The organism is Bradyrhizobium sp. Leo114, from assembly GCF_055229415.2.
Map to the genome: position 1 here is coordinate 26,230 of NZ_JBUYEN020000036.1, position 26,035 is coordinate 52,264.

Annotated in this window: 21 protein-coding genes; 8 read left to right on the plus strand and 13 right to left on the minus strand. The window is 64.3% G+C overall.

The features are described from left to right. Positions 1-86: 86 nt before the first annotated feature. The 5 genes from ACZIRK_RS33000 to ACZIRK_RS33020 form a co-directional block, all read right to left on the minus strand. The gene (locus ACZIRK_RS33000; protein WP_130228919.1) at positions 87-1,079 is read right to left on the minus strand and encodes an alpha/beta fold hydrolase; all 993 of its coding nucleotides are present in this window, start codon (positions 1,077-1,079) and stop codon (positions 87-89) included. 11 nt (positions 1,080-1,090) lie between these two features. After that, positions 1,091-2,638: a WS/DGAT/MGAT family O-acyltransferase gene (locus ACZIRK_RS33005; protein WP_474418863.1), complete on the minus strand. Its 1,548-nt coding sequence runs from the start codon at positions 2,636-2,638 to the stop codon at positions 1,091-1,093. 74 nt (positions 2,639-2,712) lie between these two features. Further along, positions 2,713-3,513, minus strand: coding sequence for an esterase/lipase family protein (locus ACZIRK_RS33010; RefSeq protein ID WP_474418864.1), 801 nt, complete (start codon positions 3,511-3,513; stop codon positions 2,713-2,715). Next, the gene (locus ACZIRK_RS33015; RefSeq protein ID WP_028164994.1) at positions 3,514-3,762 is read right to left on the minus strand and encodes a DUF6489 family protein; all 249 of its coding nucleotides are present in this window, start codon (positions 3,760-3,762) and stop codon (positions 3,514-3,516) included. It lies immediately after the preceding gene. A gap of 144 nt (positions 3,763-3,906) precedes the next feature. After that, positions 3,907-5,160, minus strand: a complete 1,254-nt coding sequence (locus ACZIRK_RS33020) for an NAD(P)/FAD-dependent oxidoreductase (protein ID WP_474418865.1) — start codon at positions 5,158-5,160, stop codon at positions 3,907-3,909. Between the two features lie 196 nt (positions 5,161-5,356). Between ACZIRK_RS33020 and ACZIRK_RS33025 the strand changes: the two genes are divergently transcribed. The 6 genes from ACZIRK_RS33025 to ACZIRK_RS33050 all read left to right on the plus strand — a co-directional run bounded on the left by ACZIRK_RS33025 (position 5,357) and on the right by ACZIRK_RS33050 (position 12,869). Continuing rightward, positions 5,357-6,949, plus strand: a complete 1,593-nt coding sequence (locus ACZIRK_RS33025) for an ABC transporter substrate-binding protein (RefSeq protein ID WP_474418866.1) — start codon at positions 5,357-5,359, stop codon at positions 6,947-6,949. Between the two features lie 93 nt (positions 6,950-7,042). Then, a complete protein-coding gene (locus ACZIRK_RS33030; RefSeq protein ID WP_130228924.1) occupies positions 7,043-8,023 on the plus strand; it encodes an ABC transporter permease in 981 nt (326 codons plus the stop codon). Between the two features lie 10 nt (positions 8,024-8,033). Continuing rightward, positions 8,034-8,993 carry an ABC transporter permease gene (locus ACZIRK_RS33035; RefSeq protein ID WP_474418867.1) on the plus strand — a complete coding sequence of 320 codons (960 nt, stop codon included), beginning with the start codon at positions 8,034-8,036 and terminating at the stop codon, positions 8,991-8,993. Then, positions 8,990-9,976 carry an ABC transporter ATP-binding protein gene (locus tag ACZIRK_RS33040; RefSeq protein ID WP_474418868.1) on the plus strand — a complete coding sequence of 329 codons (987 nt, stop codon included), beginning with the start codon at positions 8,990-8,992 and terminating at the stop codon, positions 9,974-9,976. The genes ACZIRK_RS33035 and ACZIRK_RS33040 overlap by 4 nt, the downstream gene beginning before the upstream one ends. Next, entirely contained in the window at positions 9,973-10,968 is a 996-nt protein-coding gene (locus ACZIRK_RS33045) for an ABC transporter ATP-binding protein (RefSeq protein WP_130228927.1), read from the plus strand. Before ACZIRK_RS33040 ends, ACZIRK_RS33045 begins: the two co-directional genes overlap by 4 nt. Before the next feature lie 95 nt (positions 10,969-11,063). Beyond that, positions 11,064-12,869: a gamma-glutamyltransferase family protein gene (locus ACZIRK_RS33050; protein WP_474418869.1), complete on the plus strand. Its 1,806-nt coding sequence runs from the start codon at positions 11,064-11,066 to the stop codon at positions 12,867-12,869. A gap of 122 nt (positions 12,870-12,991) precedes the next feature. Here ACZIRK_RS33050 and cnbZ read toward each other — a convergent pair whose 3' ends face one another. From cnbZ to ACZIRK_RS33080, 6 genes are all read right to left on the minus strand, one after another. Next, positions 12,992-13,735: a 2-amino-5-chloromuconate deaminase CnbZ gene (gene cnbZ, locus ACZIRK_RS33055; RefSeq protein ID WP_456641068.1), complete on the minus strand. Its 744-nt coding sequence runs from the start codon at positions 13,733-13,735 to the stop codon at positions 12,992-12,994. A 305-nt stretch (positions 13,736-14,040) separates the two neighbouring features. Beyond that, positions 14,041-17,139, minus strand: a complete 3,099-nt coding sequence (locus ACZIRK_RS33060; protein WP_474418870.1) for a MexW/MexI family multidrug efflux RND transporter permease subunit — start codon at positions 17,137-17,139, stop codon at positions 14,041-14,043. A gap of 16 nt (positions 17,140-17,155) precedes the next feature. Continuing rightward, a complete protein-coding gene (locus ACZIRK_RS33065; protein ID WP_130228931.1) occupies positions 17,156-18,349 on the minus strand; it encodes an efflux RND transporter periplasmic adaptor subunit in 1,194 nt (397 codons plus the stop codon). Position 18,350: 1 nt separating this feature from the next. Beyond that, complete coding sequence (locus tag ACZIRK_RS33070; RefSeq protein WP_130228932.1) at positions 18,351-19,052, minus strand: TetR/AcrR family transcriptional regulator; 702 nt, start codon at positions 19,050-19,052, stop codon at positions 18,351-18,353. 325 nt (positions 19,053-19,377) lie between these two features. Then, complete coding sequence (locus ACZIRK_RS33075) at positions 19,378-19,965, minus strand: thiamine pyrophosphate-dependent enzyme (protein ID WP_474418871.1); 588 nt, start codon at positions 19,963-19,965, stop codon at positions 19,378-19,380. Next, positions 19,962-20,507, minus strand: a complete 546-nt coding sequence (locus tag ACZIRK_RS33080; RefSeq protein ID WP_474418872.1) for a phosphonopyruvate decarboxylase — start codon at positions 20,505-20,507, stop codon at positions 19,962-19,964. Before ACZIRK_RS33080 ends, ACZIRK_RS33075 begins: the two co-directional genes overlap by 4 nt. A 103-nt stretch (positions 20,508-20,610) precedes the next feature. On the opposite strand from ACZIRK_RS33080, the gene ACZIRK_RS33085 reads away from it, so the two are divergent. Both ACZIRK_RS33085 and ACZIRK_RS33090 read left to right on the plus strand, forming a co-directional pair. Next, positions 20,611-21,846: a cytochrome P450 gene (locus ACZIRK_RS33085; protein ID WP_474418873.1), complete on the plus strand. Its 1,236-nt coding sequence runs from the start codon at positions 20,611-20,613 to the stop codon at positions 21,844-21,846. Positions 21,847-22,261: 415 nt separating this feature from the next. Beyond that, entirely contained in the window at positions 22,262-23,938 is a 1,677-nt protein-coding gene (locus tag ACZIRK_RS33090) for a Spy/CpxP family protein refolding chaperone (RefSeq protein ID WP_474418874.1), read from the plus strand. Positions 23,939-23,969: 31 nt separating this feature from the next. Here the strand turns inward: ACZIRK_RS33090 and ACZIRK_RS33095 are convergent, their stop codons facing one another. Then, positions 23,970-24,833 (minus strand): sugar phosphate isomerase/epimerase family protein, encoded by an 864-nt coding sequence (locus ACZIRK_RS33095; protein WP_474418875.1) that lies wholly within the window; start codon positions 24,831-24,833, stop codon positions 23,970-23,972. Next, entirely contained in the window at positions 24,833-26,026 is a 1,194-nt protein-coding gene (locus ACZIRK_RS33100) for a dihydrodipicolinate synthase family protein (protein WP_474418876.1), read from the minus strand. The genes ACZIRK_RS33095 and ACZIRK_RS33100 overlap by 1 nt, the downstream gene beginning before the upstream one ends. Positions 26,027-26,035 lie beyond the last annotated feature (9 nt).

Genomic DNA, 26,035 nt, shown 5'->3' on the forward strand with positions numbered 1-26,035 from the left:
CCTCCTCGCATGCGGCCCGATGGATTCCGGGCTCGCGCTACGCGCGCGCCCCGGAATGACCATCGAGGATGCTGGAAGCGCCTGCTCTACCCAAACCGCCTTCTACGCCATTCGATCAGCTTGGCGCTGACTTCTTCCGGCTTCTCCTGCTGCGTCCAATGGCCGCTGTCTTTGACCAGGTATTTCTCGAGATCCGGGATGAGCTTGTCCATGCCATCGGCCGACGACGGCGGCAGCACCGCGTCGTTCTCGGCCATGATCATGAGCGACGGCACGCGCACAATGTGATCGAGCCCTTCGGAGCGTTGCCAGTTGCGCGACATGTTGCGATACCAGTTGATGCCGCCGGTGAAGCCGGTCTTGGTGAAGGCATCGACGAACACCTGCTTTTCTTCCGGCGACAGGATCGGCGTGCGCGGATCGTGCTGGGCATCGTAATTCGCGATCATCTGCGGGAAAGCCAGGTTGAGCCGCGGCGAGGCGCCGACGCCAGCCACGACCTCCTCCGCCGGAGCGTCGGGCCGCCGTGCGGGCTTGCGCATGAAGGCATCAAAGGTCTGCTCGACCCGGCTGCCAAAAATCTTGTCCGGCTCATGCGCGGGGTCCTGGAACTGGACGATATACATGTGCTCGCCGAAGCGCTTGCGCAAAAGCTCGATCGGATCGGCCCAGGCACGGTTGGTATGCGGGGTATTGATGCCGACCACACCGGCGACGCGGCCCGGATGCCGCAGCGGCATCTGCCAGACCACGAAGCCGCCCCAGTCATGGCCGACGAAGATAGCCTTGTCTATGCCGAGATGATCGAGCAGGCCGACGAGATCGGCGGTCAGTTGCTCGATATCATAAGCCTCGACCGGCTCCGGCCGGTCTGTGACGCCATAGCCGCGCTGGTCCGGCGCGATCACGCGGATACCGGCTTCGCTCAGCGCCTTGATCTGGTGGCGCCAGGAGAACGCGAGCTCCGGCCAGCCGTGGCAGAGCACCATCGGCGGCTTGTCCGTGTTGGGTCCGGCTTCATAGAAGCCCATGCGGATGCCGTTGGTCTGGGCGAATTGCAGCGGGGGCATTTCCAACATCGAGACAATCCTTATTCAGCGGCGCTTTTGGTCTCGGCTGGCGGCGGCACGAACGCCGCCTCCAGCGCCTCGAATTCGGCCGGCAGCATGTCGCACAAAATCTGCACATGCGGAATGATATTGGCTCCGGCGACGAAACCGAAATCGAGCTGGTCGCGATAGCTCTGCACGGTGATGTTGAGCGCAAGGCCGTGGGTCGCGATCGACACCGGGAAGATGTGCAGCAGCTCCGCGCCCGCCGCGTAGAGCGTCTGTCTTGGTCCCGGCACATTGGAGACGGTGAGGTTGGCCGCCGGCGGCAGCACGTTCGACAGGTCCGAGCGGCTGTAGAGCAGCGCCAGGATCTGCACCAGGATCGGCGCGCCCAGCATCGAGACATTGGAGACCTGCGGCATGAACGCCCGCAGCGGATGCGACATCTCCTTCGCCTTGGTGGATTGCGCGATGATCGCTTCCAGCCGCGCCCTGGGATCCTCGACATTGGTCGCGATCGAGCAGATCATCCCGAACACTTGGTTGTTCGACTCGGTATTGCCCTCCTCGCGCAGCGAGATCGGCACCGCCGCGGTGAGCGACTTGCTCGGCAGCGCGCCCTGGCTGATCAAATGGCGGCGCACCACGCCGGACGCGAGCGCCAGCACGACGTCGTTGAGCTTGCCGCCGGCCGCCTTTGCCACCGCCTTGGCGCGCGACAGCGAAACCGAAGTGCCGGCAAAGCTGCGCTCCGAGGAGATCGCCTTGTTCAGGATGGTCGGCGGCGACACCATGCTGGCGAGGCTTTCGCGCGATTTTGGATCGGAGACCTTGGTCACGACTTCCGACACGCTTTTCAGCATCGCCGGCACGGCGCTTGCGAACTTGATTGCGTTCTCGATCTGGAACATGGCGTTGTCGAACAGGATCGAGCCGAGATCGCTCTTGCCCGAGCGCGGCAGCTCGATCGTCCTTGGCGCAGCCGCTGCATCGAACGGCTGGGTCCAGAGCAGCTGATAGGAATCGATCAGGTTGGCCGCAATGTCGCGTGGTTCCTGCGCGACCTTCCGCGCGGCCGGCGGCTCGACCTTCCTCGGGATCGGCGAGACGTCGTAGATCATGCTGGTGAGCGCAGCGCCCGCGCCGCCGTCGATGCAAGCATGGTGCATCTTGGAGTAGAGGCCGATCTCGTTGTTCTGCATACCCTCGAAGACGTAGAACTCCCACAGCGGCCGGGCGCGATTAAGCAGCTTGGCATGGATCCAGCCGACGAGGCGCTCCAGCGTGGCGCGGTCATGCGGCGCCGGCAGGCTGCCGCGGAAGATGTGGCGGTCGATGTCGAACTGGTCGTCCTCCACCCAGGAAGGGTGGTCGATGTCGAGCGGTGCCTTCTCCAGGCGCGATTTCAGGATCGGCGCGATGTGCAGTCGCGAGGCGATCATCGCCTTGAAGTCTTCGAAGAAGTCGCCCTTGTAGTCGTCGGGCAGGCGGAAGATCGCCATGCTTCCGACATGCATCGGCATTTCCGGCGTTTCCAGATAGAGAAACGACGCGTCCAGCGACGACAGTTTCTTGGCGTCGGCCATGGCTCCCTCCCAGTGATTGTCGCGCGGCGCCTTGGTGGCGCTCTCATTCGGACGGCCGCTTGCTGCGGCGTCGATCAGGATTGTGCCTGTTCCGGGGGTGGATAGGCAATGGCAAAGGGGCCGGACCGATCAAAATGCCTGAACTCGCCCTCCGCCTGCGCCAGCCGGTTGGCCACCGCCCAGAGCGCCGCGGGATTGACGCCGAGCCCGATATGGCTTGCGAGCAGCACCTCGATATTTTCGGCTGTTGCCGACGGACGCAGCACGCTGGTGCGCCAGTTCACGATGCCGTCGGCGCGCGAGTAGATGGAGGTCGTCGGCACCGGCATGTCGCCGGCGATCGCCCGCCGGACCTCGGGAATGTCATCGACGCTCTCGCCTGTCAGCGCCTCGTAGAGCCGCGTCGCGTTCGTGGCGCGGATATCGCCGGCAAAGGGGGAGCCGAGCGTGATGACGGAGCGCACCATCTCCGGCGCGTTCAGCGCCAGATCGCGCGCATAGACGCCGCCAAGACTCCAGCCGATAACGCTCACCTTGCGTCCGCTGGAGTCAGTGATCCGCCGCAACAGATCGCGCAGCGACGCGCGCATCCGGCTGAGGCCGCGGACATTGCGGCCAAAGCTCGAGGCATAGGTGTCATAGCCGAGCGCCTTCAGGTACCGCCGCATCGGCGCCATTGACAGGTCGCTTGCCAGGAATCCCGGCAGCGTCAGCACCGGATGGCCGTCCCCTCTCGGCGCACGCATCAAAAGCGGCAGCAGCAGGAGGCTCGAATTGAACTCGAACAGGCCCCTGCCCTCGGCCAGCATCAGACAGATGTTCGGTGGACGCAGCCGGCGTTCGCTCTCCTCACGACTGCCATCCACGGCCGTCATCTATTTCCTGTCCTTCTTCGAGGTGCTGCCGAGGCCCGCCATCGCCACGAACATGTCCTGGAAACGCTCGGCCAGCTTGGGATCGAGCCAACTCTGCATCAAAGCTTCCGGAGATACTTTCTCGATGTTCGAGGTCATCTGCTGCTGCAGCTTTTCCATGACCGCCGTCTGCATCGGCGCGACATCCGGCAGGCCGAAGAACTGCCGGGCTTCGAGCGGCGTGCAATCTATTTCGACATTGACCTTCATGACCGCTCCTCAATGCAGTTGACGCAAGAACATGACCCGGAATCGATTCTTCGAAAGGATCGTGCCGTGGTGCAGTATCGCCGCGAGAGGGCTGGTCACGCAAGCGGGACGATGACGGCAGGCGGCCGGCGTCGCCTGCCAGGGTCAACCAAAGCGCTCGACCGCGAACGGCTTCGCATCCGCAAACGGCGTCTCGCCGGTCATCATCTCCGCAAGCAGCCGGCCGCTCACGGGCCCTAGCGTCAATCCGTGGTGCTGATGGCCGAAATCGAACCAGAGCCCGGGGTGGCGCGGCGCCTTGCCGATCACCGGCAGCATGTCCGGCAGGCAGGGCCGCGCGCCCTTCCAAGGGTTTGCCTCGACGGGATCGCCGAGCGGAAACAGGTTGCGCGCCCGCGGCACCGCCCGCTCGACCTGCACCGGGGACGCCGGTGCGTCGCGATGGGCGAACTCGACACCGGTGGTGAGCCGGATGCCGCGGTTCATCGGCGCCAGACAATAGCCGAGATCGGAATCGAGCACGGGATGATTGAGCACGGCGTTACCGCCCGGCTTCAGGTGCAAATGATAACCGCGCTTGACCTGAAGCGGGATCGCATAGCCGAGCGGGCCGAATACCTGGTCGGACCACGGGCCCATCGCGACCACCACCTCGCGGGCGGTCACACTGCCCTCGCTGATGGCCACGCGCCATCGTCCGCCGGACTGTTCGAGCGTGCGGGCATCGCCGACAAAGAAGCGGCCGCCCCTGCGGCCGAACAACGCGGCATAGGCCTTTGCCAGCCCGCCGGGATCGACGATCGAGCCCGGCGCCGGCGAATATACCGCGCCGGCGAAGTCACCCGACAGGTTCGGCTCACGCGCGGCGATGCCGTTGGCATCGAGGACTTCGTTGGTGACGCCATATTGCTTCGCACGCTCAGTATCGCGCACGGCCTTGGCGAAGGTCGCTTCGCTGCGATAGAGTTTGATCCAGCCGGTCTTGCGCAGCAATTCCGGAACGCCGGCTTCTGCAATCAACGCCTCGTGCTCGATCAGGCTCTGTCGGATCAACGGCATCTCGGCGAGCGCGCTGTGCAATGCACCCTCAGCCGAGGAGGCGAAGTAATAGCGCGCGAGCCATGGCAGGAAGATCGGCAGGTCGGCGAAGCGGTAGCGCACCTGCGGCGCGCGGTTCATCGCATAGCGGAGCAGCTCCCCGAAATCCCGCGGGAACATGTAGGGAAAAACCGAGGCGCATTCGATGATGCCGGCATTGCCGTAACTCGTCTCCTCGCCGGCAACATCATGCCGGTCGACGAGGACGACATCGCGGCCTCGTTTTTGCAGATGCAAGGCGGCACCAACACCGACCATGCCAGCCCCCAGGACAACGACGTCGGCCCTCAGTTCCGCCATCAGTACTCCGAAAGTTCAATGTTACGCGCACGCCCGACCAGCGAGCGTCAAGCTAATGATTGCGGCACCGCTGCGCAAACTGATCTCACGTCTTACGGGAAATCGCGCTTGCGCACCCGGTAAACTTTGGCAACATTGGCATGCAATATCCTACCAACAGCGCGCATCGTGGGACCAAGACGGGGAACAGGTTCAAATGTCGGTACGTCATCATCTGCTTGCGGCAATAAGTCTTGCCATCGTTGCGGCGACGACACCTGTTTCTGCCCAGACGCTGCGCTACGCCAATCAGGGCGATCTCAAATCGCTGGATCCGCATACGCTGAACGAGACGACCACCCATGCCCATCTCGGCCAAGTCTATGAAGGTCTCACCGCGCGCGACAAGGATCTGAAGATCATCCCGGCGCTCGCCGAAAGCTGGGAGACGCCGGAGCCGACCCGTTGGCGCTTTCATCTGCGCAAGAACGTGAAATTCCAGAACGGCGATCCCTTCACCGCCGACGACGTGGTTTTTTCTGCCGACCGCGTCCGCGCCAAGGGCTCCAATCTGCAGACCCGCATTCCTGCCGATGCCAAGGTCGTCAAGGTCGACGACTACACCGTCGATTTCATCCTGACCTCGCCCAATCCCATCCTGAATTCGCAATGGGATACCTGGTACATCATGGACAAGAAGTGGGCTGAGGCGAACAACGCCACGCAGCCCACGCCGGCATCCGCGACCACGCCGAGCTTTGCCTCGCTCAACGGCAACGGCACCGGGCCTTTCATGATCGAAAGCCATCAGCCCGGCGTGAAGACGGTGTTCAAGGTCAATCCGAACTGGTGGCAGAAGCCCGAACACAATTTGAAGGAAATTGTCTTCACCCCGATCGCCTCCGATGCGACCCGCGTCGCCGCGCTGCTCTCGGGCGAGGTCGACATCATCGAGCCGGTTCCGATCCAGGACATCTCGCGCGTCGATTCCAGTCCGAACGCGCAGGTGCTGAAGGGACCGGAGCTCCGCACCATCTTCCTCGGCATGGACCAGAGCCGCGACGAGTTGCTCTACTCCAACATCAAGGGCAAGAACCCGTTCAAGGATGTCCGTATCCGCGAAGCCTTCTACAAGGCGATCGACATCGAATTGATCAAGAACCGCGTGATGCGCGGGCTGTCGACGCCGTCGGCGCTGATGGTCGCGCCGCAACTGTTCACGCTGTCGAAGGATTTCACCCGTCCGAAATTCGATCCCGACGGCGCCAAGAAGCTCTTGACCGAAGCCGGCTATCCCGACGGCTTCGAAGTCACCATGGATTGCCCGAACGACCGTTATGTCAACGACGCCGCGATCTGCCAGGCCGTGGTCGGCATGCTCGCCCGCATCGGCGTGAAGGTGAATCTGCTGGCGCAGCCGAAAGCGCAGTATTTTGCAAAAATCCTGAAGCCCGGCGGCTACCAGACCTCGTTCTATATGCTGGGATGGACGCCGGGCACGCTCGACTCGCATAACGTGATGTATGACATCATGGGCTGCCGCGACGATCCGAAATCGGCGCGCGGCGAGACCAATCTCGGCGGCTACTGCAACAAGGAATTCGACGCCATCGCCGACAAGGTGCTGCAGGAGACCGACACCGCCAAGCGCGACCAGTTGATAAAGGCCGGCTTCGAGATCGCGATGAAGGACTGGGCCTATATCCCGCTGCATCAGCAGGCGCTGGCCTGGGGTGTCTCGAAGAAGTTGAAAGTGGTGCAGCGCCCGGACAACCAGGTGCTGCCCTACTGGATGGTCAAATCGGAATAAAGCTTCGTCACTCCAAGGTCCCGGCAGCCCCGCGCTTCCGGGACCTTTTGCTTAGTGGCGGGAAATCGCCAACGCTTCGGGTGAAAGGAACAGATGCTCGCTTTCACGCTTCGCCGCGCCGTTCAAGCCATCGGGGTGATGATCGCCGTCGGGATCATCGCCTTCGCGATGTTCCGTTTCGCCGGCGACCCCGTCAGCCAGATCGTCTCGATCGACACGCCCGCGGCCGAGCGCGAGGCGGTGCGCAAATCGCTCGGGCTCGACGATCCCGTGCTGATCCAGTTCGCGCGCTATTTCGTCAACGCGGCGCAGTTCAAGTTCGGCGTCTCCTATCAGTTCCGGCAGCCGGTCTCGACGCTGCTGGCCGAGCGGCTGCCGGCGACCCTGGAGCTCGCGGTCTGCGCCACCATCTTCGCGATGGTGTTCGGCATCCTCATGGGCGTCTATGCCGCGCTGAGGCGCGACACCTTGCTTGCCAAACTATGCCAGGCGGTGTCGCTGATCGGCATCTCGCTGCCGACCTTCCTGATCGGCATCCTCCTGATCTATTTGTTCGCGGTGACCCTGGGCTGGCTGCCTTCATTCGGCCGCGGCGAAGTAGTGCGGATCGGCTGGTGGACCACTGGCCTGCTCACGGTGTCCGGACTCAAGGCGCTGATCATGCCCTCGATCACGCTCGGCCTGTTCCAGATGACGCTGATCATGCGGCTGGTGCGCGCGGAGATGCTGGAAGTGCTGCGCGCCGACTATATCCGCTTTGCCCGCGCCCGTGGACTGACCACGCGCGCCATTCATTTCGGTCACGCGCTGAAGAACACGCTGGTTCCCGTCATCACCGTGGCCGGCCTGCAATTTGGCTCGGTTATTGCATTCTCAATCATCACCGAATCCGTGTTCCAGTGGCCGGGCATGGGATTGATGTTCGTGCAGGCGGTGCAAAACGTCGATATCCCGATCATGGCGGCGTATCTTCTGATGGTCTCGCTGATCTTCGTCACGATCAACCTCGTGGTCGACATCCTCTACACCATCGTCGACCCGCGCCTGCGCGCCACCGTCAGCCGTCCGGCTTGAGGGCCACAGCATGTCCGACTCAGTCGTCCAACACCAGACCGAAGCCGCGCACGCTGGTGCAAGCTGGTTCCGTCGCGCCATCGACAGCGACCTGTTCTATTCCTTCCGCCGCTCGAAGCTGACGATGCTCGCGGCCGCCGTCACCCTGCTGTTCTTCCTGCTCGCGATCCTTGCTTCCGTACTCGCCGTGCAGAACCCGTTCGATCCGGCGCAGCTCCAATTGATGAACTCACGCATCTCGCCGCTCTGGACCGCGGACGGCCAGAGCCCGTTCCTGCTCGGCACCGACGAACAGGGCCGCGACGTGTTCTCCGCCATTCTCTATGGCTTGAGGATTTCGCTTAGCGTCGGCGTGCTCGGCGTCGTCTTCGCCGCCGCGATCGGGATCACGCTCGGGCTGATCGCGGGCTATCTCGGCGGCCCTGTCGATGCCGCGATCATGCGGATCGCCGACGTGCAGCTCACCTTCCCGGCGATCCTGATCGCGCTGATCGTCAATGGCGTTGCCAAATCCGTGTTCGGCAACCGGCTCGATCCGATGAGCATGCTCGCCGTCCTCGTGGTCGCGATCGGGCTGAGTTTCTGGGTGCAATATGCCCGCACCGTGCGCGGCTCGGTCATGGTGGAGAAGAACAAGGATTATGTCGCCGCCGCGCAACTGATCGGTCTGCCCGCGCCCAAGATCATGCTGCGCCATGTGCTGCCCAACACGATGGGCCCGATCCTCGTCATCGCCACCATCAACCTGGCGCTCGCTGTTATCACCGAGGCGACGCTGTCGTTCCTGGGCTCAGGCATGCCCGACACCATGCCCTCGCTCGGAACGTTGATCCGGATCGGCAACAATTATCTCTTCGCCGGCGAATGGTGGATCGTCGCCTTTCCCGGCATTGCGCTGGCCGGCTTGATCCTCTCGATCAACCTGCTCGGCGACTGGCTGCGCGACGCGCTCAATCCGAAACTCCGATGACCGTGCCTGTCCTCTCCGTGCGTGACCTGAAGGTGGAGTTCGTCACCCGCCGTGCGACGTTGCGCGCGATCGACGGCGTCTCCTTCGAGATCGCCAAGGGCGAGGTGCTGGGCGTGGTCGGCGAATCCGGCGCCGGCAAGTCGGTCACGGGCCTTGCTGTCATTGGCCTGATCGATCCGCCCGGCCGCATCTCCGGCGGCGAGATCCTGCTCTCGGGCATGCGCATCGATCATTTGCCGCCGGAGGAAATCCGGCGCGTGCGGGGCAAACGCATCGGCATGATCTTCCAGGATCCGCTGACGAGCCTCAACCCGCTGTACCGGATCGGCGACCAGATCGTCGAAACTATCCGCACCCATACCAACCTGTCGGAAAGTGCCGCGCGAAAGCGCGCCGTCGACCTGCTCGCCGAGGCCGGCATCCCCGCGCCGGAAAAGCGCGTCGACGGCTATCCGCATGAATTCTCCGGCGGCATGCGCCAGCGCGTCGTAATCGCGCTCGCGATCTGCGCCGAGCCGGAACTGATCATCGCCGACGAGCCGACCACCGCGCTCGACGTTTCCGTACAGGCGCAGATCATCGCATTGATCAAGCGGCTCGGCCGCGATCATGGCACCGCGGTGATGCTGGTGACCCACGACATGGGCGTGATCGCCGAGACCTGCGACCGCGTCGCGGTGATGTATTCCGGCCGCATCGCCGAGATCGGCCCGGTGCAGGACGTCGTCCGCAATCCGCTGCATCCCTACGCCAAGGGCCTGATGGGCGCGATCCCGACGCTTGCCGGCGAGGACAAGCGATTGGTGCAGATTCCTGGCTCGATGCCGCGATTGTCGGCGATTCCGCCGGGCTGCCCGTTCAACCCGCGCTGCGCTTTTGCCTTCGACCGCTGCCGGGTCGAGCGTCCCGAACCGATCCGCCAGGGCGCGCAGGCCGTCGCCTGCCATCTCTACGACCACGCCGCGAAGGAGAGTGCGGCATGACATCGTTCATCGAGGTCAAGAATCTCCGGCGCGTGTTCGACGTATCAAAACCGTGGCTCAATCGCGTGCTCGAAGGCGGCCATCTCGAATTCCTCAGGGCGGTCGACGGCGTCACCTTCGATATCCGCAAAGGCGAAACCTTTGCGCTTGTCGGCGAGTCCGGCTCCGGCAAGACCACGGTGGCGCGCATGGTGGTCGGGCTGTTGCCGCCGAGTTCGGGCGAGGTCGTGATCGACGGCGTCTCGATGACCGATCCGAGGCAAGCGCAGGCGCGCCAGCGCTTGCGCCGCCGGATCCAGATGATCTTCCAGGATCCCTATGCGAGCCTCAATCCGCGCTTCCGGGTCGATGCCATCGTCTCCGAGCCGATCCGCGCCTTCGAGCTGATCCAAAGCGAGCGCGACATCCGTGCCCGCGTCGGCGAGTTGCTCTCCCTGGTCGGACTGCATGCCGATGACGGGCTGAAATATCCGCATGAATTCTCCGGCGGCCAGCGCCAGCGCATCGCCATCGCCCGCGCGCTCGCCTCTGAGGCCGAGTTCATCGTCTGCGACGAGCCGACCTCGGCGCTGGATGTTTCCGTGCAGGCGCAGATCCTCAATTTGATGCGCGATCTGCAGGACAAGTTCGGCCTCACCTACCTCTTCATTAGTCACAACCTTGCCGTCGTGCGCCATATGGCGAGCCGGATCGGCGTGATGTATCTCGGCCGCATCGTGGAGGTCGCGGAGGGCCGCGCGCTGTTCAACAATCCACGCATGCCCTACACCAAGATGCTGCTCGGCGCGGTTCCTGATCTCGCAATGAGCGGCCGCCAGCGCATTCCCGTCAAAGGCGAAATCCCGAACCCGATCGATCCGCCGCCGGGATGCGCCTTCAACCCGCGCTGCCCGCTGGCGTTTGACCTGTGCCGCCAAAAGGCGCCGGAATTGATCGACGGCGTGGCCTGCCATGCGGTGAACGCCCCCGTCGAAGCTGCCGCACCCGTGTGAACACAACGATGCGAGGTAGCCATGCCGGCCGCGCCGTTGGCAGCGGCCCGCGCCTGTGATCAAGTGCGCCCGCAAAGAACAACTGGTGGCCATCGATGAGCAATATCAATCCCGATCCGTTCACGACGCGTCCCGAGATCGAAGGCACGTTCGGCGTCGTCACCTCCACGCACTGGATCGCGACCGCGGTCGGGATGGCCACGCTGGAAAAAGGCGGCAACGCCTTCGATGCCGGCGTCGCCACTGCGTTCACGCTACAGGTGGTCGAGCCGCACCTGAACGGCCCCGGCGGCGACGTGCCTGTCATTGTGCACGATGTCAGGCGCGGCAAGACCGAGGTGATTTGCGGCCAGGGCCCCGCGCCGGCGAAGGCGACGATCGCGCATTATCGCAGCGAGGGGCTGGAGATGGTCCCCGGCACCGGCCTCCTCGCCGCCTGCGTGCCCGGCACATTCGAGTCCTGGATGCTGCTGCTGCGCGATTACGGCACGCTACGGGTGCGCGACGTGCTGGAGCCCGCGATCGCCTATGCCAGCGAAGGCTTTCCGCTGGTCGAACGCGCCTCCGCCACTATCAAGACCGTCGAGCAGTTGTTCCGGAAATACTGGACGACGTCGGCCGAACTCTATCTGCCCAACAATGAGGTGCCCAAGCCCGGCACGATCTTCACCAACAAGCGCCTGTCCGAAACCTACGCCCGCATCCTGCAAGAGGCGGAAAGCGCTGGCAGCGACCGCGTCGCGCAGATCGAGCGCGCGCGCCGGGCGTGGTCGAAGGGTTTTGTCGCCGAAGCGATCGACAAGTTCTGTCGCACCCAGGACGTGATGGACGTCTCCGGCTCGCCGCATCGCGGCGTGCTGTCGGCTGACGACATGGCGCGCTGGCAGCCGACGATCGAAGCGCCGCTGACCTACGATTACGGCCGCTACACCGTCTGCAAGGCCGGTGTCTGGAGCCAGGGCCCGGTGATGCTGCAGCAGCTCGCATTGCTGAAAGGCTTTGACCTCGACGGCCTCGATCCCACCAGCGCCGATTTCATCCATCTGCAGATCGAATGCGCCAAGCTCGCTTACGCCGATCGCGAGACGTTCTACGGCGATCCGAACTTCACGGATATCCCGATCGAGACGCTGCTGTCGGATGCCTATAACGACGAGCGCCGCAAGCTGATCTCGAAGGACAAGGCTTCGCTCGACTTCATCCCCGGCTCGGTCGAAGGCTTTGGCGCGATGGTCAAGCTGCGCCGCGCCGAGGGCCATCGCGAGGCGGTCGGCGCGATGGGCGCGGGCGAGCCCACCGTCGGCCGCTTCGGCGAGGTGCGCGGCGACACTGTGCATTTCGACATCATCGACAAGGCCGGCAACATGATCTCGGCGACGCCCTCCGGCGGCTGGCTGCAATCCTCACCTGTGATCCCCGAGCTCGGCTTCTGCCTCGGCAGCCGCGCGCAGATGTTCTGGCTGGAGGAGAACCATCCGGCCGCGCTGGCGCCGGGCAAGCGCCCGCGCACCACGCTCTCGCCCACCATGGCGCTGCGCGACGGCGAGCCGTATCTGGCCTGGGGCTCGCCGGGCGGCGACCAGCAGGACCAGTGGATCACGCAATTCTTCCTGCGCCACGTCCATGCCGAGCTCAATCTGCAGGAGGCGATCGACGCGCCAGCCTGGCACTCCGAGCATTTCCCGATCTCGTTCTGGCCACGCACCGCGCGCCCCGGGGTGCTTGTGGTCGAGGGCCGCGTGCCCAAGGCGAGCATCGACGAGTTGCAGCGTCGCGGCCACATCGTCGAAGTCGGTCCCGACTGGTCGGAAGGACGGCTGACCGCGGCTTCACGGTTGGGCCGCAAGCGCCGCGCTGCAGCCAACCCGCGCGGCATGCAGGGCTACGCCGCCGGAAGGTAGCGGGCGCTCACGCCTCTCTGCGCGTCATTGCGAGGAGCAAAGCGACGAAGCAATCCATGCCTCCACAAGCGGCGAGATGGATTGCTTCGCTCCGCTCGCAATGACGAGGAGAGAGACGCGCCTTAAATCACCAGCTCTCGCAGCACGCGGCGGCAATCCATCTCGTATTCGAGATCGACCACCGGCGGCCGGGCGAAGTGCCAGGTCAGGCCGGCGCGGGTGGCGCCGCGGCGCACCAGTTCATCGGCGAGATGCGGATGGAAATCGTGCACGGTGTAGACCTGCACGCCGGTGGTGTCCTGCCAGGTGGAACCGAATTCGGCGAGCCGCCGCTCCATTTCGCCGACGGTGAAGCGCACCTTCTCCTTCCAGGCTTCCGCGCTCATGTCGCGATAGCGCACGATGCGCTCGGGATAGCTGCCGGTACCGCCGCGCGCCTCGGCGCCGCCGGCGATGACGAAGGACGGCGAGGTTCCCGTGCTCGGGCGTGTGAACGAGAATGCGTAGAATGACGGCTCGGCGGGAGGATCGATTTCGGGACAGACATTGCTGCGCGCCACCGGATTGGTGCTGCCATCGAACAACCCCCATTCCGCGAGCGTCTTCACATAATGCTCGTTGAAGGCGCGAAAGCCCTGCTCCGACACCGCCGCCGGCGAACGCAATTCGCAGGCGCAGAACGAGGTCAGCGGCCGACCCGCCGCCTGGATATGACTTGCGATCCGCGCAAAGCCTTCGGCAAGCGGCACCAGCCTGTCAAAGCGCACGCGTTCGACCTCGAATCCGGGATTGGCGGCCGCGCCGCTCGAATACTGGAATACGGCCGGAATGAAACGATAATTGCCGGGCGCGAAATCGCTCACCATGTCTGTTTCCCCCTAAAGCTCAGTTGTTTATGCGCGCATCCTGAAGAGCTTGGCGACTTTCTAGCAAGGAAACTCGCCGTCGTCCCGGACAAGTGAGCGAAGCGAACGCCGATCCGAGACCTATAACCACAGGCCCATGCGATGGGCCAAGCTATAACCGCTTGCTCGCGTACAACACCTCCCTGTGGTTATGGGTCCCGGGTCAAGCCCGGGACGACAGCAGACATGCTGTCCACAAAAACCAAAAGGGCAGCAACGGTAGAACCGTCGCCGCCCTTTCGCTGAGACTTTGGGGCCAAGAAGTCTCAGGTAGGCTTGAGCGCTCCGCTATCGCCGAGCTCGTAGTCGGCGATCTGCTTGTTGCGCTCTGAAGTCGCTTTCGCCCGGTGATCGGTGGCGATCGTGACATAGACCGCGGGCAGCACGAACAGCGTGAACAGCGTACCGATCAGCATGCCCGCGACCACGACGAGACCGATCGAGAACCGGCTGGCCGCACCGGCACCCGACGCGGTCAACAGCGGAAGCAGGCCGGTGACCATCGCCGCCGTCGTCATCAGGATCGGACGCAGCCGGATGCGGGCCGCCATCTCGATCGCCGAGCGGCGGTCGAGCCCCTCGTTGAGCTGCAGTTCATTGGCGAACTCCACCATCAGGATGCCGTGCTTGGTGATGAGGCCGACCAGCGTCAGCAACCCGACCTGGGTATAGATGTTCATCGTCGCGACGCCGAAGAACAGCGGGATCAGGGCGCCGACGATCGCCATGGGCACCGAGACCATGATGACCAGTGGGTCGCGCAAGCTCTCGAACTGCGCCGCCAGCACCAGGAAGATGATGATCACGGCGAACGCGAAGGTGATGACGAGCTGGTTGCCCTCCTGCACATATTGCCGCGAGTCCGCCAGATAGTCATGGCCGAAACCGGCCGGCAGTTTCTTGGCCTCGCCTTCGAGGAAGTCGACCGCCTGGCCCACCGTCACGCCCGGCATCGGCACCGCCGAGAAGGTCGCCGAGTTGAGCTGGTTGTAGTGCGTCAGCGCGTTCGGATCGGTGCCCGTCTCGATCGAGACGACGGTCGAGATCGGCACCAACTGCCCGGTGTTGGTCGGCACGTAGTAGCCGCCAAGCGCCTCCGGCGACAGGCGGACGGCACGCGGCACCTGCGGGATCACCTGGTAGGAGCGTCCCTCCAGATTGAAGCGGTTGACGTAGTTGCCGCCGAGCAGCGTGGCCAGTGTCGCGCCGACCTGCTGCATGTTGATGCCGAGGTCGCTTGCCTTGGAGCGGTCGACGCGGACGCGCACCACCGGCTGGTTGAAATCGAGATCGCTGTCGGAGACGATGAACATACCGCTCTTGCGGGCGGCTGCCTTCAACTTCTCCATCTGCTCATAGATGGCCTGGAAGCTGACGGTCGAATTGATCACCATCTGCACCGGCAGGCCGCCCGGACCACCCGGCAGCGGCGGCAGGTTGAAAGCGAAGGCGTTGACGCCTTCGATCTTGGACAGCTCCGCCTGCACCAGCGGCTTCAACGCAATGGCCGAACGCTTGCGCTCATCCCACGGGGTGAGCAGCATGCCGGCGATGCCGCTTTGCGCGCTCGGCGTGCCATTCAGGATGAAGCGCAGATCCGTCTCCGGAAACTTCTGGAACACCTTGTCCATCTTCTCGCCGTAGAAGTCGACGTAGTCGATGTTGGCGTATTTCGGCGCCTTCGTCAGCGCGAACACGATGCCCTGGTCCTCTTCGGGCGCGAGCTCCTTCATCGTGTGCATGTAGAGGAAGCCGACGAGGCCGAGCATGGTCAGCGCAAACAGGCCGGTGATCGGTCGGTAATCGAGCGAGCGGTCGAGCTTGCGACCGTACCAGCGCGTCAACGAACCGAACACGCGGTTAACCGCTCGCGCGAAACGCCCTTCCTCGGTGTTCTTCAGCAGCACCGAGCACATCATGGGCGACAGCGTCAGCGCGATCACGCCCGACACGATCACCGAGCCCGCCAGCGTGAAGGCGAATTCGCGGAACAACGCACCGGTGAGGCCGCCAAGGAAGCCGATCGGCGCGTACACCGCCGCGAGCGTAATGGTCATGGAGATGACCGGACCGACGATCTCGCGCGCGCCTACTAGTGAGGCTTGTACCGGCGTCTTGCCCTCCTCGAGATGGCGGTGGATGTTCTCCACCACCACGATGGCGTCGTCGACCACGAGACCGATCGCGAGCACCATCGCAAGCAGGGTCAGGAGGTTGATGCTGAAACCCATGACCAGCATCAGGCTGCAGACGCCGACCAGCGATAGCGGGATCGTCACCACGGGGATGATGACCGAGCGGATCGAGGCCAGGAACAGGAAGATCACCACGATGACGATCACGACGGCTTCGCCGAGCGTCTTCTCCACCTCGTCGATCGACGATTGAATGAACTTGGTGGAATCGTAGGCCACCTTCATCTTCAGCGACGGCGGCAGGTTGCGCTCGAGTTCCGGGAACAGGGCGCGGACGCCCTTCACAAGGGTCAGCGGGTTACCTTGCGGGGTCGCGTTGATACCGATGAAGATCGCATGCTCGCCATTGAACGCGACGCTCGCGTCCGTGCTTTGGGCGGCAAGTTCGACTTGCGCGATATCCTCCATCCGGACGAAGCCGCCCTCCCTCGACTTCACGATCATGCGCTTGAACTCGTCGATGTTGCGCAGATCGGTGTTGGTCGAAACGTTGGAGACGATGTAGTAGCCCTTGGACTGGCCGGCGGCGGCCTGGAAGTTGTTTGACGCAATCGCCTGCGCAACATCCGTGGGCGACACGCCGCGCCCCGCCATCTTGATCGGGTCGAGCCACAATCGCATCGCAAAAGTCTGGCCGCCGAGGATGTCGGCGGAAGCCACGCCGTCAACCGTCGACAGCAACGGCTGGACCACGCGCGTGAGGTAATCCGAGATCGCCGATCCCGACAGCTCCTCGCTGGAGAAGCCGAGATACATCACGGCCGTGGTCTGGCCGGTGGTCTTGGTGACGACCGGGTCGTTTGATTCCTTCGGGATCAGGTATTTGACCGAGTTGACCTTGGCCAGCACCTCGGTGAGCGCCTGGTTCGGGTCGAAGTTCAGCTTGATGTAGACCTGGATCGTGGAGGTGCCGAGCACCGAGGACGAGGTGATGTAGTCGACGCCTTCGGCCGAGGCGACCGCCTGCTCGATCGGCGTCGTGATGAAGCCCTGGATCAGGTCGGCCGACGCACCGGGATAGCTGGTGGTGACGTTGACCACCGTGTTCGACAGTTTCGGATATTGCCGGATCGGCAGCACGGTCGCAGCCCGCAAGCCGATCAGGAGGATCAGCAGGCTGACGACGACCGACAGGACCGGCCGCTTGATGAAGATGTCGGTGAAGGACATTACGGGGTCCTGCTTCTCAGTAGCGCGGCGGTTCGGCCGGGATCGGCGGCGTCGGCTCGGTGGAGATCGCAACGGCAGCCCCTGACTGAAGCTTGATCTGACCGAGCGCCACGATACGGTCGCCGGCCTTCAGGCCGCGGACGATCTCGGTGCGGCCGCCAAATCGCTTGCCGGTCTGCACGAAGGTACGCACCGCCGTCAGGCTGGTCTTGCCGTCGTTCTCCTTCTTCTCGGTGATCAGGTAGACCGAGTCGCCATAGAGCGAGTAGTCGACCGCGGTTTCCGGAACCGTGATCACCGGCGGCTTGTCGGGCAGCACCACCGTGGTGGTCGCGAACATGCCGGGCTTGAGGATCTTTTCGGGGTTCGCGACGGTGGCCTGCACGCGGATGTTGCGGGTGTCGGTCGCGACCTGCGGCTCGATCGTGGTCAGCTTGCCCTCGAAGACGCGATCCGGATAGGCGTCCACCTTGATGCGGACGGTCTGGCCGACTTTGAGCTGGCCGCTGTCCTTTTCGGTCACCGTGAAATTGTCGTAGAGCATCGACAGATCGGTCAGAGACACGATCTGGTTGCCAGCGGTCAGATATTGACCGACCTCGACCCTGCGCACGCCAAGCTCGCCATTGAAGGGGGCGCGGACCAGCTTCTGCGAGATCAGCGCCTCGGTCTTGGCAATACCGGCCAGGGCCTGGTCATACGCAGCCTGGGTCTGGTCGACCGTAGCCTGCGGCCCAAAATTGCGCGCGGCAAGCTGCTTGGCGCGATCGAGCGAAAGCTGCGCCACCGTCGCCTGCGCCTTGAAGCTGGCGAGATCGCCCTGCTCCGGCCCGTCGAACAACTGGAGCAGCGGCGCACCCGCCTTTACCTCGGCGCCTGCGGTGAACAGGATATCCGTGATGCGTCCCGAGACGTCGGAGGTGACGTTGACCTGGTGCACGGCGGCGAGTTCGCCGACCGCGGTCAACAGGTTCGGCACGACTTCCGATTTCGCCTCGGCCGCATTCACCGTCACCGGCGGCGGCTTCATGTTGGCGAAGAACTCGCCGATCATCTTGGCGCGGAAATAGTTGAACCAGACCAGGCCGCCGACGACGAGCGCCAGCAGCAATCCAACGATGATGAACCAGCGCCCCATCCTGACCGGCCGCTTGTGCGGCTTTTTATCGATCGGTTCGCCCTTGATGTTGGTTTCGGTGACGATGTTCATGTCATGCACTTTCTGCTGTTACCGATTGTCCCCGGCTCGGTGACGGCTGACGGTTCAAATAAAAGGAAATCGCGGCTTCGGTGAGCCCGATGCCGCGCAGGATGAATTCGGAAAGCTGGCGCTCGAGGTCGGGCGCGTCGCCGTAGCTGAGGCACGGCGTCGTCGGCAACCGCGTTAGCGCCGACATCAGCACGACGTGGTGCGCGAACCAGAACAGGTTGAGCGGCACGCTGCCGATGCGGGTGGCGTCGCCGGCGGCGACGGCGCGTTCCATCGATGCGGTGAAGACCGGCGCGATCAGTTCGCCGACCTTGCCGTATAGCAGGCGCGCGAACTCACCGTCGTCGAGGTGGCTGGAGGTCATCAGCCGCAACCGCTGCGCCTCTTGCTCGTCCGGCCCCTGTGATACCTCCAGGAAATGCCCGACCATGCCCTTCACAAGTTCGACCAGGGTTGCGGTCGAGGGGTCCTGCCCGAGCAGGTGCGCGAGATCCGGATCGGCCTCGCACTCTTCGGCGAGGATCTCGGCGTAAAGCGCCGCCTTGGACGGGAAGTGCTTGAACAACAGCCCTTCCGAAATGGAAGCGGCGGCCGCCACGCTCTTGGTCGTGGTGCCGGCAAAGCCATGGCGGGCGAAGCACCGCTTGGCGGCGCTGAGGATCAGCTGACGCCGCAAGTCACTTGTCATGCGCAGGGTAGACATGCGCGTGAGTAATCACTCACCTTAAAGATTGTCAAGAATTTACGGCAGTGCAAAAATAGAACTTAAGGTTGGGTTACGCCCCCACCTCCCGATAAGGTCTTGTACCGTCAGGAAGATAACGCGATGTCACACTTGACAAAAATCGGCAGGCGCGCCCGCCGACCGCTACGGGAACCGTACTCCTCCCACGGAGAGGGTCGAGTCGCAAGCAATTTGAACGAATGCCGTGGCCCGGGTGGAGCGCCAGCATAACCCGGGGCCGCTCCCTCAACGTTGACTCAGGGATTCCGGGTTGCGCTGCCCTCCATCCGGGTTACGAAACTCCCTAAATCGGCTGGTAGCCCAGCGAGCCGCGCAGGCGGTTGACGACGAAGGTGCCGTCGCGGTTCGACAACACCCGCTCCAGATTGGCGCCGTCGATCTTCACATTGGCGAAGCGCGGACCGTCCGCTTCCTTCAACGACAGCGCGAACGCTTCGACCTCGGCCATGGTGGTGATCGCGCGGCTGTCGGCGATGCCGCAGGACTTGGCGACGCCGACCAGGTCGACCGAAGTGGCAGTATGGCTGACCTGTCCTCCGGTCTCGCCATAGGCTTCGTTGTCGAGCACGACGATGGAGAGGTTGGCGGGCTTCTGCGCGCCGACGGTGGCGAGGCTCCCGAGCCCCATCAGCATCTCACCATCGCCGGTGATGACGATCACCGGCAGCTTGGGTTGCGCCAGCGCGAGCCCGAGTCCAATCATGACCGCACCGCCCATGGCGCCCCAGAGATAGAAATTGCGGGCATCATCGCCGGCGGCGGCGATGTCATAGGTCGAGGCGCCGAGGCCGCCGACCGCGATCGCGCCGTTACGGTCCTTCAGCAGGTGGGCGACGACTGCGCGGCGGTCCAGAAGATTGGCCTTGCTCATTTCACGAATACCTTTGCCCCGATCAGCCGCTGCGACAGCAGCACAGCGGTCGGCGTCGACGCGTTATAGGCCTGCGCCGCGCCGGCCTCGACGACCTCGCGCACTTCCTCGGGATGCGTCGCCCGCAATACCTTGACGCCGCAGAGCTCGAAGGCGGCTTGCGTGTTCGATCCCATCGGCACCTGCCACGGATTGAACTCGCCCCATTCGCCGCGCATCGTCACTAGCGTCAGGAACGGAAAGCGGAAGATCTGCGTCAGCGACAGCATGTTGATGCAATTGCCGACACCGCTCGACTGCATCAACAGCACGCCGCGCTGGCCGCCGGCCCAGGCGCCGAGCAGCAGTGCGATGCCCTCCTCCTCCGTCGTCAGCGGAATGCCGCGCATGGTGGAGGAGCCGAGCACGCGCTCGATCAGTTGCGAGTGCCCGGCGTCGGGCACGTAAGGCACCTGGCGGACATCGAAGCGCTGCAATGTCGAGAAAATCTCTTCCGGCCAGGCCGGCTGGCTATCGGAGGCAGTTTCAGTGCGGGCATGCATGGGCGTTTCCGAAGGAATAAGCGAGGCAAGCAGACTGTAAAGCGGGCAGCACTTTCCGGAAGAACAAAAACGGCATATCAGTTCTCAAAAAGAGAATGGCAGCATGACAGGAAACGCACGAGAACTGGCGGAGAATTTCGACCTCGAACGGCTGACGCCGGAATTCTATGCCAACCCCTACCCGACCTATCGTGCACTGCGGGATAACGCGCCGGTCAAGCGCCTGCCCAACGGCTCCTACTTCCTGACCCGCTACGACGACCTCGTCACCGCCTATAAAAGCACGAAAGCGTTCTCCTCCGACAAGAAGAAGGAGTTTTCGCCGAAATACGGCGACTCCCTCCTCTACGAGCATCACACCACGAGCCTCGTCTTCAACGACCCGCCGGCGCACACCCGCGTGCGGCGCCTGATCATGGGTGCGCTGTCGCCGCGCGCGATCGCCGCAATGGAGCCCGACCTGATCTGCCTGATCGACGGCCTGCTCGATGCGATCGCCGCCAAAGGCAAGGTCGAGCTGATCGAGGATTTCGCCTCTGCGATCCCAGTCGAGGTGATCGGCAATCTGCTCGACGTGCCCCACGACGAGCGCGGCCCCTTGCGTGACTGGTCGCTCGCGATCCTGGGCGCGCTTGAGCCGGTGATCTCATCGGAGCAATTTGCGCGCGGCAACAAGGCCGTGAAGGACTTCCTCGCCTATCTGGAGACGCTGGTCGAGCGACGGCGCGCCAAGCCGGGCAATCCCGAACGCGACGTGCTGACGCGGCTGATCCAAGGCGAAGGTAATGGTGAGGACAATGGCGAGCGACTGACCGAGCAGGAACTGCTGCACAATTGCATCTTTCTGCTCAACGCCGGCCATGAGACCACGACCAATCTGATCGGCAACGGCTTGGTGACGCTGCTGCGCTATCCCAAGGAAAAGCAGCGGCTGATCTCGCAGCCCGACCTGATCAAGACCGCGGTCGAGGAGATGCTGCGCTACGAGAGCTCGAACCAGCTCGGCAACCGCATGATCGTGGAAGAGGTCGAGCTCGGCGGCATCAAGATGTCCGCGGGCACGCCGGTGACGCTCTGCATCGGCGCCGCCAACCGCGATCCCGCGCAGTTCCCGGACCCCGAGCGTTTCGACATCGCGCGTACGCCGAACCGCCATCTCGCCTTCGGCACCGGCGCGCATCAATGCGCCGGCATGGCGCTCGCGCGGCTCGAAGGCGCCATCGCGATCTCGCGCTTCCTTGCCCGCTTCCCGAATTATGTACTCGCCGGCGAACCAGTGCGCGGCGGCCGCGTCCGTTTCCGCGGATTCCTCAGCGTGCCGTGCACGGTCAATGCCTAGCGGCTGATCAGCTGGGGCTGCAGCTTTTCTGCGACCCATTCTTCAACACCGTCCCACCGCCGCCCCGTGGCCTCGCCGGAATAGTGCACTCCGAGGAGCATCTGGGGGTGAGCCAGCCCTCCCCTTGCGGTGCCGCGTGCGCGGCTTGTGCTCGCCCGTCACCCTGCATTGCAATCGATGTGGGCCATACAAGCGATAAACGAACGATGTCTGCGCTTGCGCGTTGATGTTTGCGGGCGACCAGAGCCAGTAGGAGGGAGCTGCCATCATGCTTCCGCACGGCGTTCGCCTTACAGCGTTCTTAGTTGGTGTCTGCGCAATCGCTTGGAGCGGCGGCTCGTTCGCCCAGGGGACCAAGGCTTTCCGGGGTGGCGGGGCTGCACCAGCAGCCCGACCAGCAGGACCACCCCCCGCCATGGCCCGCCCCGCACCGCCGCCGGCGATGGCGCGACCTCCGGCGATGGCGCGGCCGGCCGCACCGGCGATCCGTGCCGCTCCCCCGCCACAGCGGCCGACCATGGCACCGCGTCCGGCGCTGCATATTGCCGCACCTCCGCGCGCGGCCGCACCACGCGTAGCCGGGCCACGACCTGAGATCCGCCGACCCGACATCCGTCCTGGCCCGGCTGCGCCACCGCAGCGTCCGGCCACGGCAGGGCGTCACGGGCCCGACATCGCCGCACCGTCGCGCCCGGCCCCATCGCCCGCTGTGGGCGCGCGGCCGTCGCCACAGGAGCAGATCGAAACGCGTGAGCAGCGAATCCAAAAGCAACAGCAGATGGTGCAGGAACGGCAGCGTGAGATGCTTTCGCGCCAGAGCGCAGAGCGCCAGACCCGCATCGATCGCCTGCAGCAGCGCGTGCAGCAATTGCAGTCGCAAAAGCCGGAAGGCGTGCGGGCGCAACGCGCGCAAGAGCGGTTGCTCCAGACCCAGAACCGCCAGATCCAGCGCGAGCAGCTTATGCAGCAACGTGATCAGGCGCGGCTGCAGCGGTTGGCACCGCAGCCTTCGGCCGAGCGACCTGCCGCTGCCGCGGCCCTTGAGGCTGCAGCACGCGGACGATTTGCCGCGCACTTCCGCAGTGATGCTCTGCAAGCCCAAGCGGCGCTCGCGGCCCGGGAGCAGGCCTGGGCGCCCCACCGTGCCTGGCGGCACGGCGAGCACGCGGTGTTTGTTGCCTGGCTCGGCCCGGTGTTCTGGCCCTATGCCTATTCCGACATCTTCAACTACACGTTCTGGCCCTATGCCTACGAGCCCGGCTATTGGGCTTACGCTTACGACGACTTCGTCGACACCGTATTCTGGGGTGCGGACAGTCCGTATTCCGCCTACGCCCGATACCCGGAGCCCGGCGAGGCGATCACCGGTTACCGAGGCCGCCAACGCCCAAGCGCGAGCCCAGAGACTCTGCGGCAAGTGTGCGAAGCACCGGACAAGGGCGTGACCGCCTGGCCGATCGCCGACATCACGCGGGCCGTCCAACCGACTCCGGAGCAGCGTGCTTTGCTCGATGAATTGAAGATTGCGGCGGCAAAGGCTGCCGATGTGTTCAAGCAATCCTGCAGCGAATCCTATGCGCTGACGCCGCCCGGCCGCTTGCGGGCGATGACGAACCGCATCACCGCCACGCTCGAGGCGGTGAAGATCGTGCGGCCGGCGCTGGAGAGGTTCTATGACTCGCTGAGCGACGAGCAAAAGGCGCGCTTCAATGCGCTCGGTCCCAATGTCGGCGATCGTTCGCAACAGCAGCCGCCGCGGGAAGCGTCCGAGGCCTGCGGCGATCCGAAGTCCAGCCTGACGCAGCTGCCGATCGAACGGATCGAAGCGGTGATACGCCCCGCAGGCAAGCAAAAGGATGCGCTCGACCGCTTGAGCAACGCGACGAAGAAAGCGGTTGCAGGGCTGCAAGCTGCCTGCCCGGACGAGGTGCCACTGACGCCGGTCGGACGGCTTGAGGCGATGGAAAAGCGGCTAGAGGCCATGCTGGAGGCAGCCGATTGGGTGCAAGCCAGACTGGACGAGTTCTATGCCACGCTGAGCAGCGAGCAGAAAGCGCGGTTCAACACGCTGCAGCAGACTGCAGGCCAATGACCACGCTTTCAGGGAGCCTTGAGTACCGCCCCTAAACCGCGGTCCGGTGCCTCTCGATGCAGATCCGCAAGACCTCGTCCATCGGCCGGCTCCACCAGTCGTTGGAAAAGATCTCGATCTCCGAATAGCCCGCATACCCTTGTGCTTCGACCGCCGCGCGCACCGACTTGATGTCGATCACGCCGTCGCCCATCATGCCGCGGTCGTTGAGGATGTCCTTGGTCGGCACCAGCCAGTCGCAGACATGGAACGCAAGCAACCGGTCCTTGCCCGCACGTGCGATCTGGCCCATCAACTCCGGATCCCACCAGATGTGATAGACATCGAGCGCGACGCCGAGCATGCCGCTGCGCTGCGGGTCCAGCGCGTCGCAGATATCAAGCGCCTGCCTGGTGGTGTTCACGCAGGCGCGGTCGCCGGCATAGGCCGGGTGCAGCGGCTCGATTGCAAGCGGCAGCTTTGCCCCTCTCGCATATTCCAGCATCTCGGCGATGCCGTCATGCACCTGCGTGCGCGCTGCCGCTATGTCCTTCGAGGCCGCGCTGCCCGGCCGCGAATATTGCGGCAGGCCGCCGACCACAAGGACGATGCAGGAGGCGCCGAGCGCGGCGGCCTCATCGATCGCGCGGCGGTTGTCGTCGCGCGCCTCAAGCCGATGCGCAGCGTCGGCAACGAACATGCCGCCGCGGCAATAGCCCGACAATTCGAGCCCCGCGTCGCGCAGCGCGCGCACAGCGCGATCGAGGCCGATCGACGCGACCTGATCGCGCCAGGGATCGATGGCGCGGATGCCGTGGCGCGCGCAGGCTTCGATGATCTCGACCAGGTTGCGCTGCTTGCGGACCGTCGCCGTGTTCAGCGACAGCCAGCGGTGATCGGAAGAAAAATCGCGCATCAGGGCTCAACGCCGCGCGTTGCCAGCACCGTCTTCATCCGCCGCGTCGCCAATTCCGGATTGGCGAGCAGACCCGCAGCATCGGCGAGGCGGAACAGTTCGGCGAGATGCAGCGTCGAGCGCGTGCTCTCCTGCCCGCCGATCATGGTGAAGTGATCCTGGTGACCGTTGAGATAGGCCATGAACACGATGCCGGTCTTGTAGAACCGCGTCGGCGCCTTGAAGATGTGGCGCGACAGCGGCACCGTCGGCCCCAGCACGTCGTGGAAGCCGGCTTCATCGCCCGCGGCCAATCGCGACAGCGCATAGGATGCAGCCGGAGCGATCGCATCGAAGATGCCGAGCAGCGCGTGCGAGAAACCCTGCTCGTCGCCGGCGATCAGTTCGGCATAGTTGAAGTCGTCGCCGGTATACATCTTGACGCGCGGATCGAGCCTCCGGCGCATGTCGATCTCGCGCTGCTTGTCGAGCAACGAAACCTTGACGCCGTCGACCTTGCCTGCGTGAGCGTTGATGATGGCAACCGCGGTGTCCATCGCCTTGTCGAGATCGCTCGTACCCCAATAGCCCGCAAGCGCCGGATCGAACATATCGCCGAGCCAGTGGATGATCACGGGCTCGCGGACCTGCGACAGCACGCGGCCGTAGACTTTGGCGTAGTCGTCCGCACTCCGCCCGAGCTTTGCCAACGCCCGCGAGCACATCAGGATGATGCGGCCACCGACCTTCTCGATCGCGGCGATCTGCTCCTCATAGGCGCGGATCACATCGTCCAGCGTCCTGGCGTCCTCCACCGCGAGGTGGTCGGTGCCAGCGCCGGAAAACACCAGCGCATTGCCTTTGGCCTTCGCCGCGCTCACCGAGCGCCGGATCAATTCCAGCGAGGTATTCCAGTCCAGTCCCATGCCGCGCTGCGCGGTGTCCATCGCCTCCGCGACGCCCAGTCCCAGATCCCAGACATGTTCGCGGAACGCGATCGTCCTGTCCCAGTCGACCGCGGCGGTCAGCCACGGATCGACATCGGCGCGCGGGTCGGCGACGACATGCGCCGCCGAGAACGCGACGCGGCTCAGCGTTCCCTCGAGCTTGGCGGGAAAGGTCCGCGACGCCGCGAGACGATAGGTCTCGAGGCCGCCGCCGGAGGTCGGCAGTTTCAGGGAGAGCGAAGAGATCGGCGGGACGATCCTGTTCATGATCCTGTC

Coding starts and splice junctions, on each gene's coding strand:
- ACZIRK_RS33030 (WP_130228924.1), top strand. CDS start 7,043: ATGCTCGCTTTCACGCTTCGCCGCGCCGTTCAAGCCATCGGGGTGATG.
- ACZIRK_RS33035 (WP_474418867.1), top strand. CDS start 8,034: ATGTCCGACTCAGTCGTCCAACACCAGACCGAAGCCGCGCACGCTGGT.
- ACZIRK_RS33095 (WP_474418875.1), bottom strand. CDS start 24,833: ATGCGCGATTTTTCTTCCGATCACCGCTGGCTGTCGCTGAACACGGCG.
- ACZIRK_RS33010 (WP_474418864.1), bottom strand. CDS start 3,513: ATGACGGCCGTGGATGGCAGTCGTGAGGAGAGCGAACGCCGGCTGCGT.
- ACZIRK_RS33045 (WP_130228927.1), top strand. CDS start 9,973: ATGACATCGTTCATCGAGGTCAAGAATCTCCGGCGCGTGTTCGACGTA.
- ACZIRK_RS33080 (WP_474418872.1), bottom strand. CDS start 20,507: ATGCATGCCCGCACTGAAACTGCCTCCGATAGCCAGCCGGCCTGGCCG.
- ACZIRK_RS33060 (WP_474418870.1), bottom strand. CDS start 17,139: ATGTCCTTCACCGACATCTTCATCAAGCGGCCGGTCCTGTCGGTCGTC.
- ACZIRK_RS33025 (WP_474418866.1), top strand. CDS start 5,357: ATGTCGGTACGTCATCATCTGCTTGCGGCAATAAGTCTTGCCATCGTT.
- ACZIRK_RS33005 (WP_474418863.1), bottom strand. CDS start 2,638: ATGGCCGACGCCAAGAAACTGTCGTCGCTGGACGCGTCGTTTCTCTAT.
- ACZIRK_RS33000 (WP_130228919.1), bottom strand. CDS start 1,079: ATGTTGGAAATGCCCCCGCTGCAATTCGCCCAGACCAACGGCATCCGC.
- ACZIRK_RS33075 (WP_474418871.1), bottom strand. CDS start 19,965: ATGAGCAAGGCCAATCTTCTGGACCGCCGCGCAGTCGTCGCCCACCTG.
- ACZIRK_RS33085 (WP_474418873.1), top strand. CDS start 20,611: ATGACAGGAAACGCACGAGAACTGGCGGAGAATTTCGACCTCGAACGG.
- cnbZ (WP_456641068.1), bottom strand. CDS start 13,735: ATGGTGAGCGATTTCGCGCCCGGCAATTATCGTTTCATTCCGGCCGTA.
- ACZIRK_RS33040 (WP_474418868.1), top strand. CDS start 8,990: ATGACCGTGCCTGTCCTCTCCGTGCGTGACCTGAAGGTGGAGTTCGTC.
- ACZIRK_RS33015 (WP_028164994.1), bottom strand. CDS start 3,762: ATGAAGGTCAATGTCGAAATAGATTGCACGCCGCTCGAAGCCCGGCAG.
- ACZIRK_RS33070 (WP_130228932.1), bottom strand. CDS start 19,052: ATGTCTACCCTGCGCATGACAAGTGACTTGCGGCGTCAGCTGATCCTC.
- ACZIRK_RS33090 (WP_474418874.1), top strand. CDS start 22,262: ATGGCCCGCCCCGCACCGCCGCCGGCGATGGCGCGACCTCCGGCGATG.
- ACZIRK_RS33050 (WP_474418869.1), top strand. CDS start 11,064: ATGAGCAATATCAATCCCGATCCGTTCACGACGCGTCCCGAGATCGAA.
- ACZIRK_RS33065 (WP_130228931.1), bottom strand. CDS start 18,349: ATGAACATCGTCACCGAAACCAACATCAAGGGCGAACCGATCGATAAA.
- ACZIRK_RS33100 (WP_474418876.1), bottom strand. CDS start 26,026: ATGAACAGGATCGTCCCGCCGATCTCTTCGCTCTCCCTGAAACTGCCG.
- ACZIRK_RS33020 (WP_474418865.1), bottom strand. CDS start 5,160: ATGGCGGAACTGAGGGCCGACGTCGTTGTCCTGGGGGCTGGCATGGTC.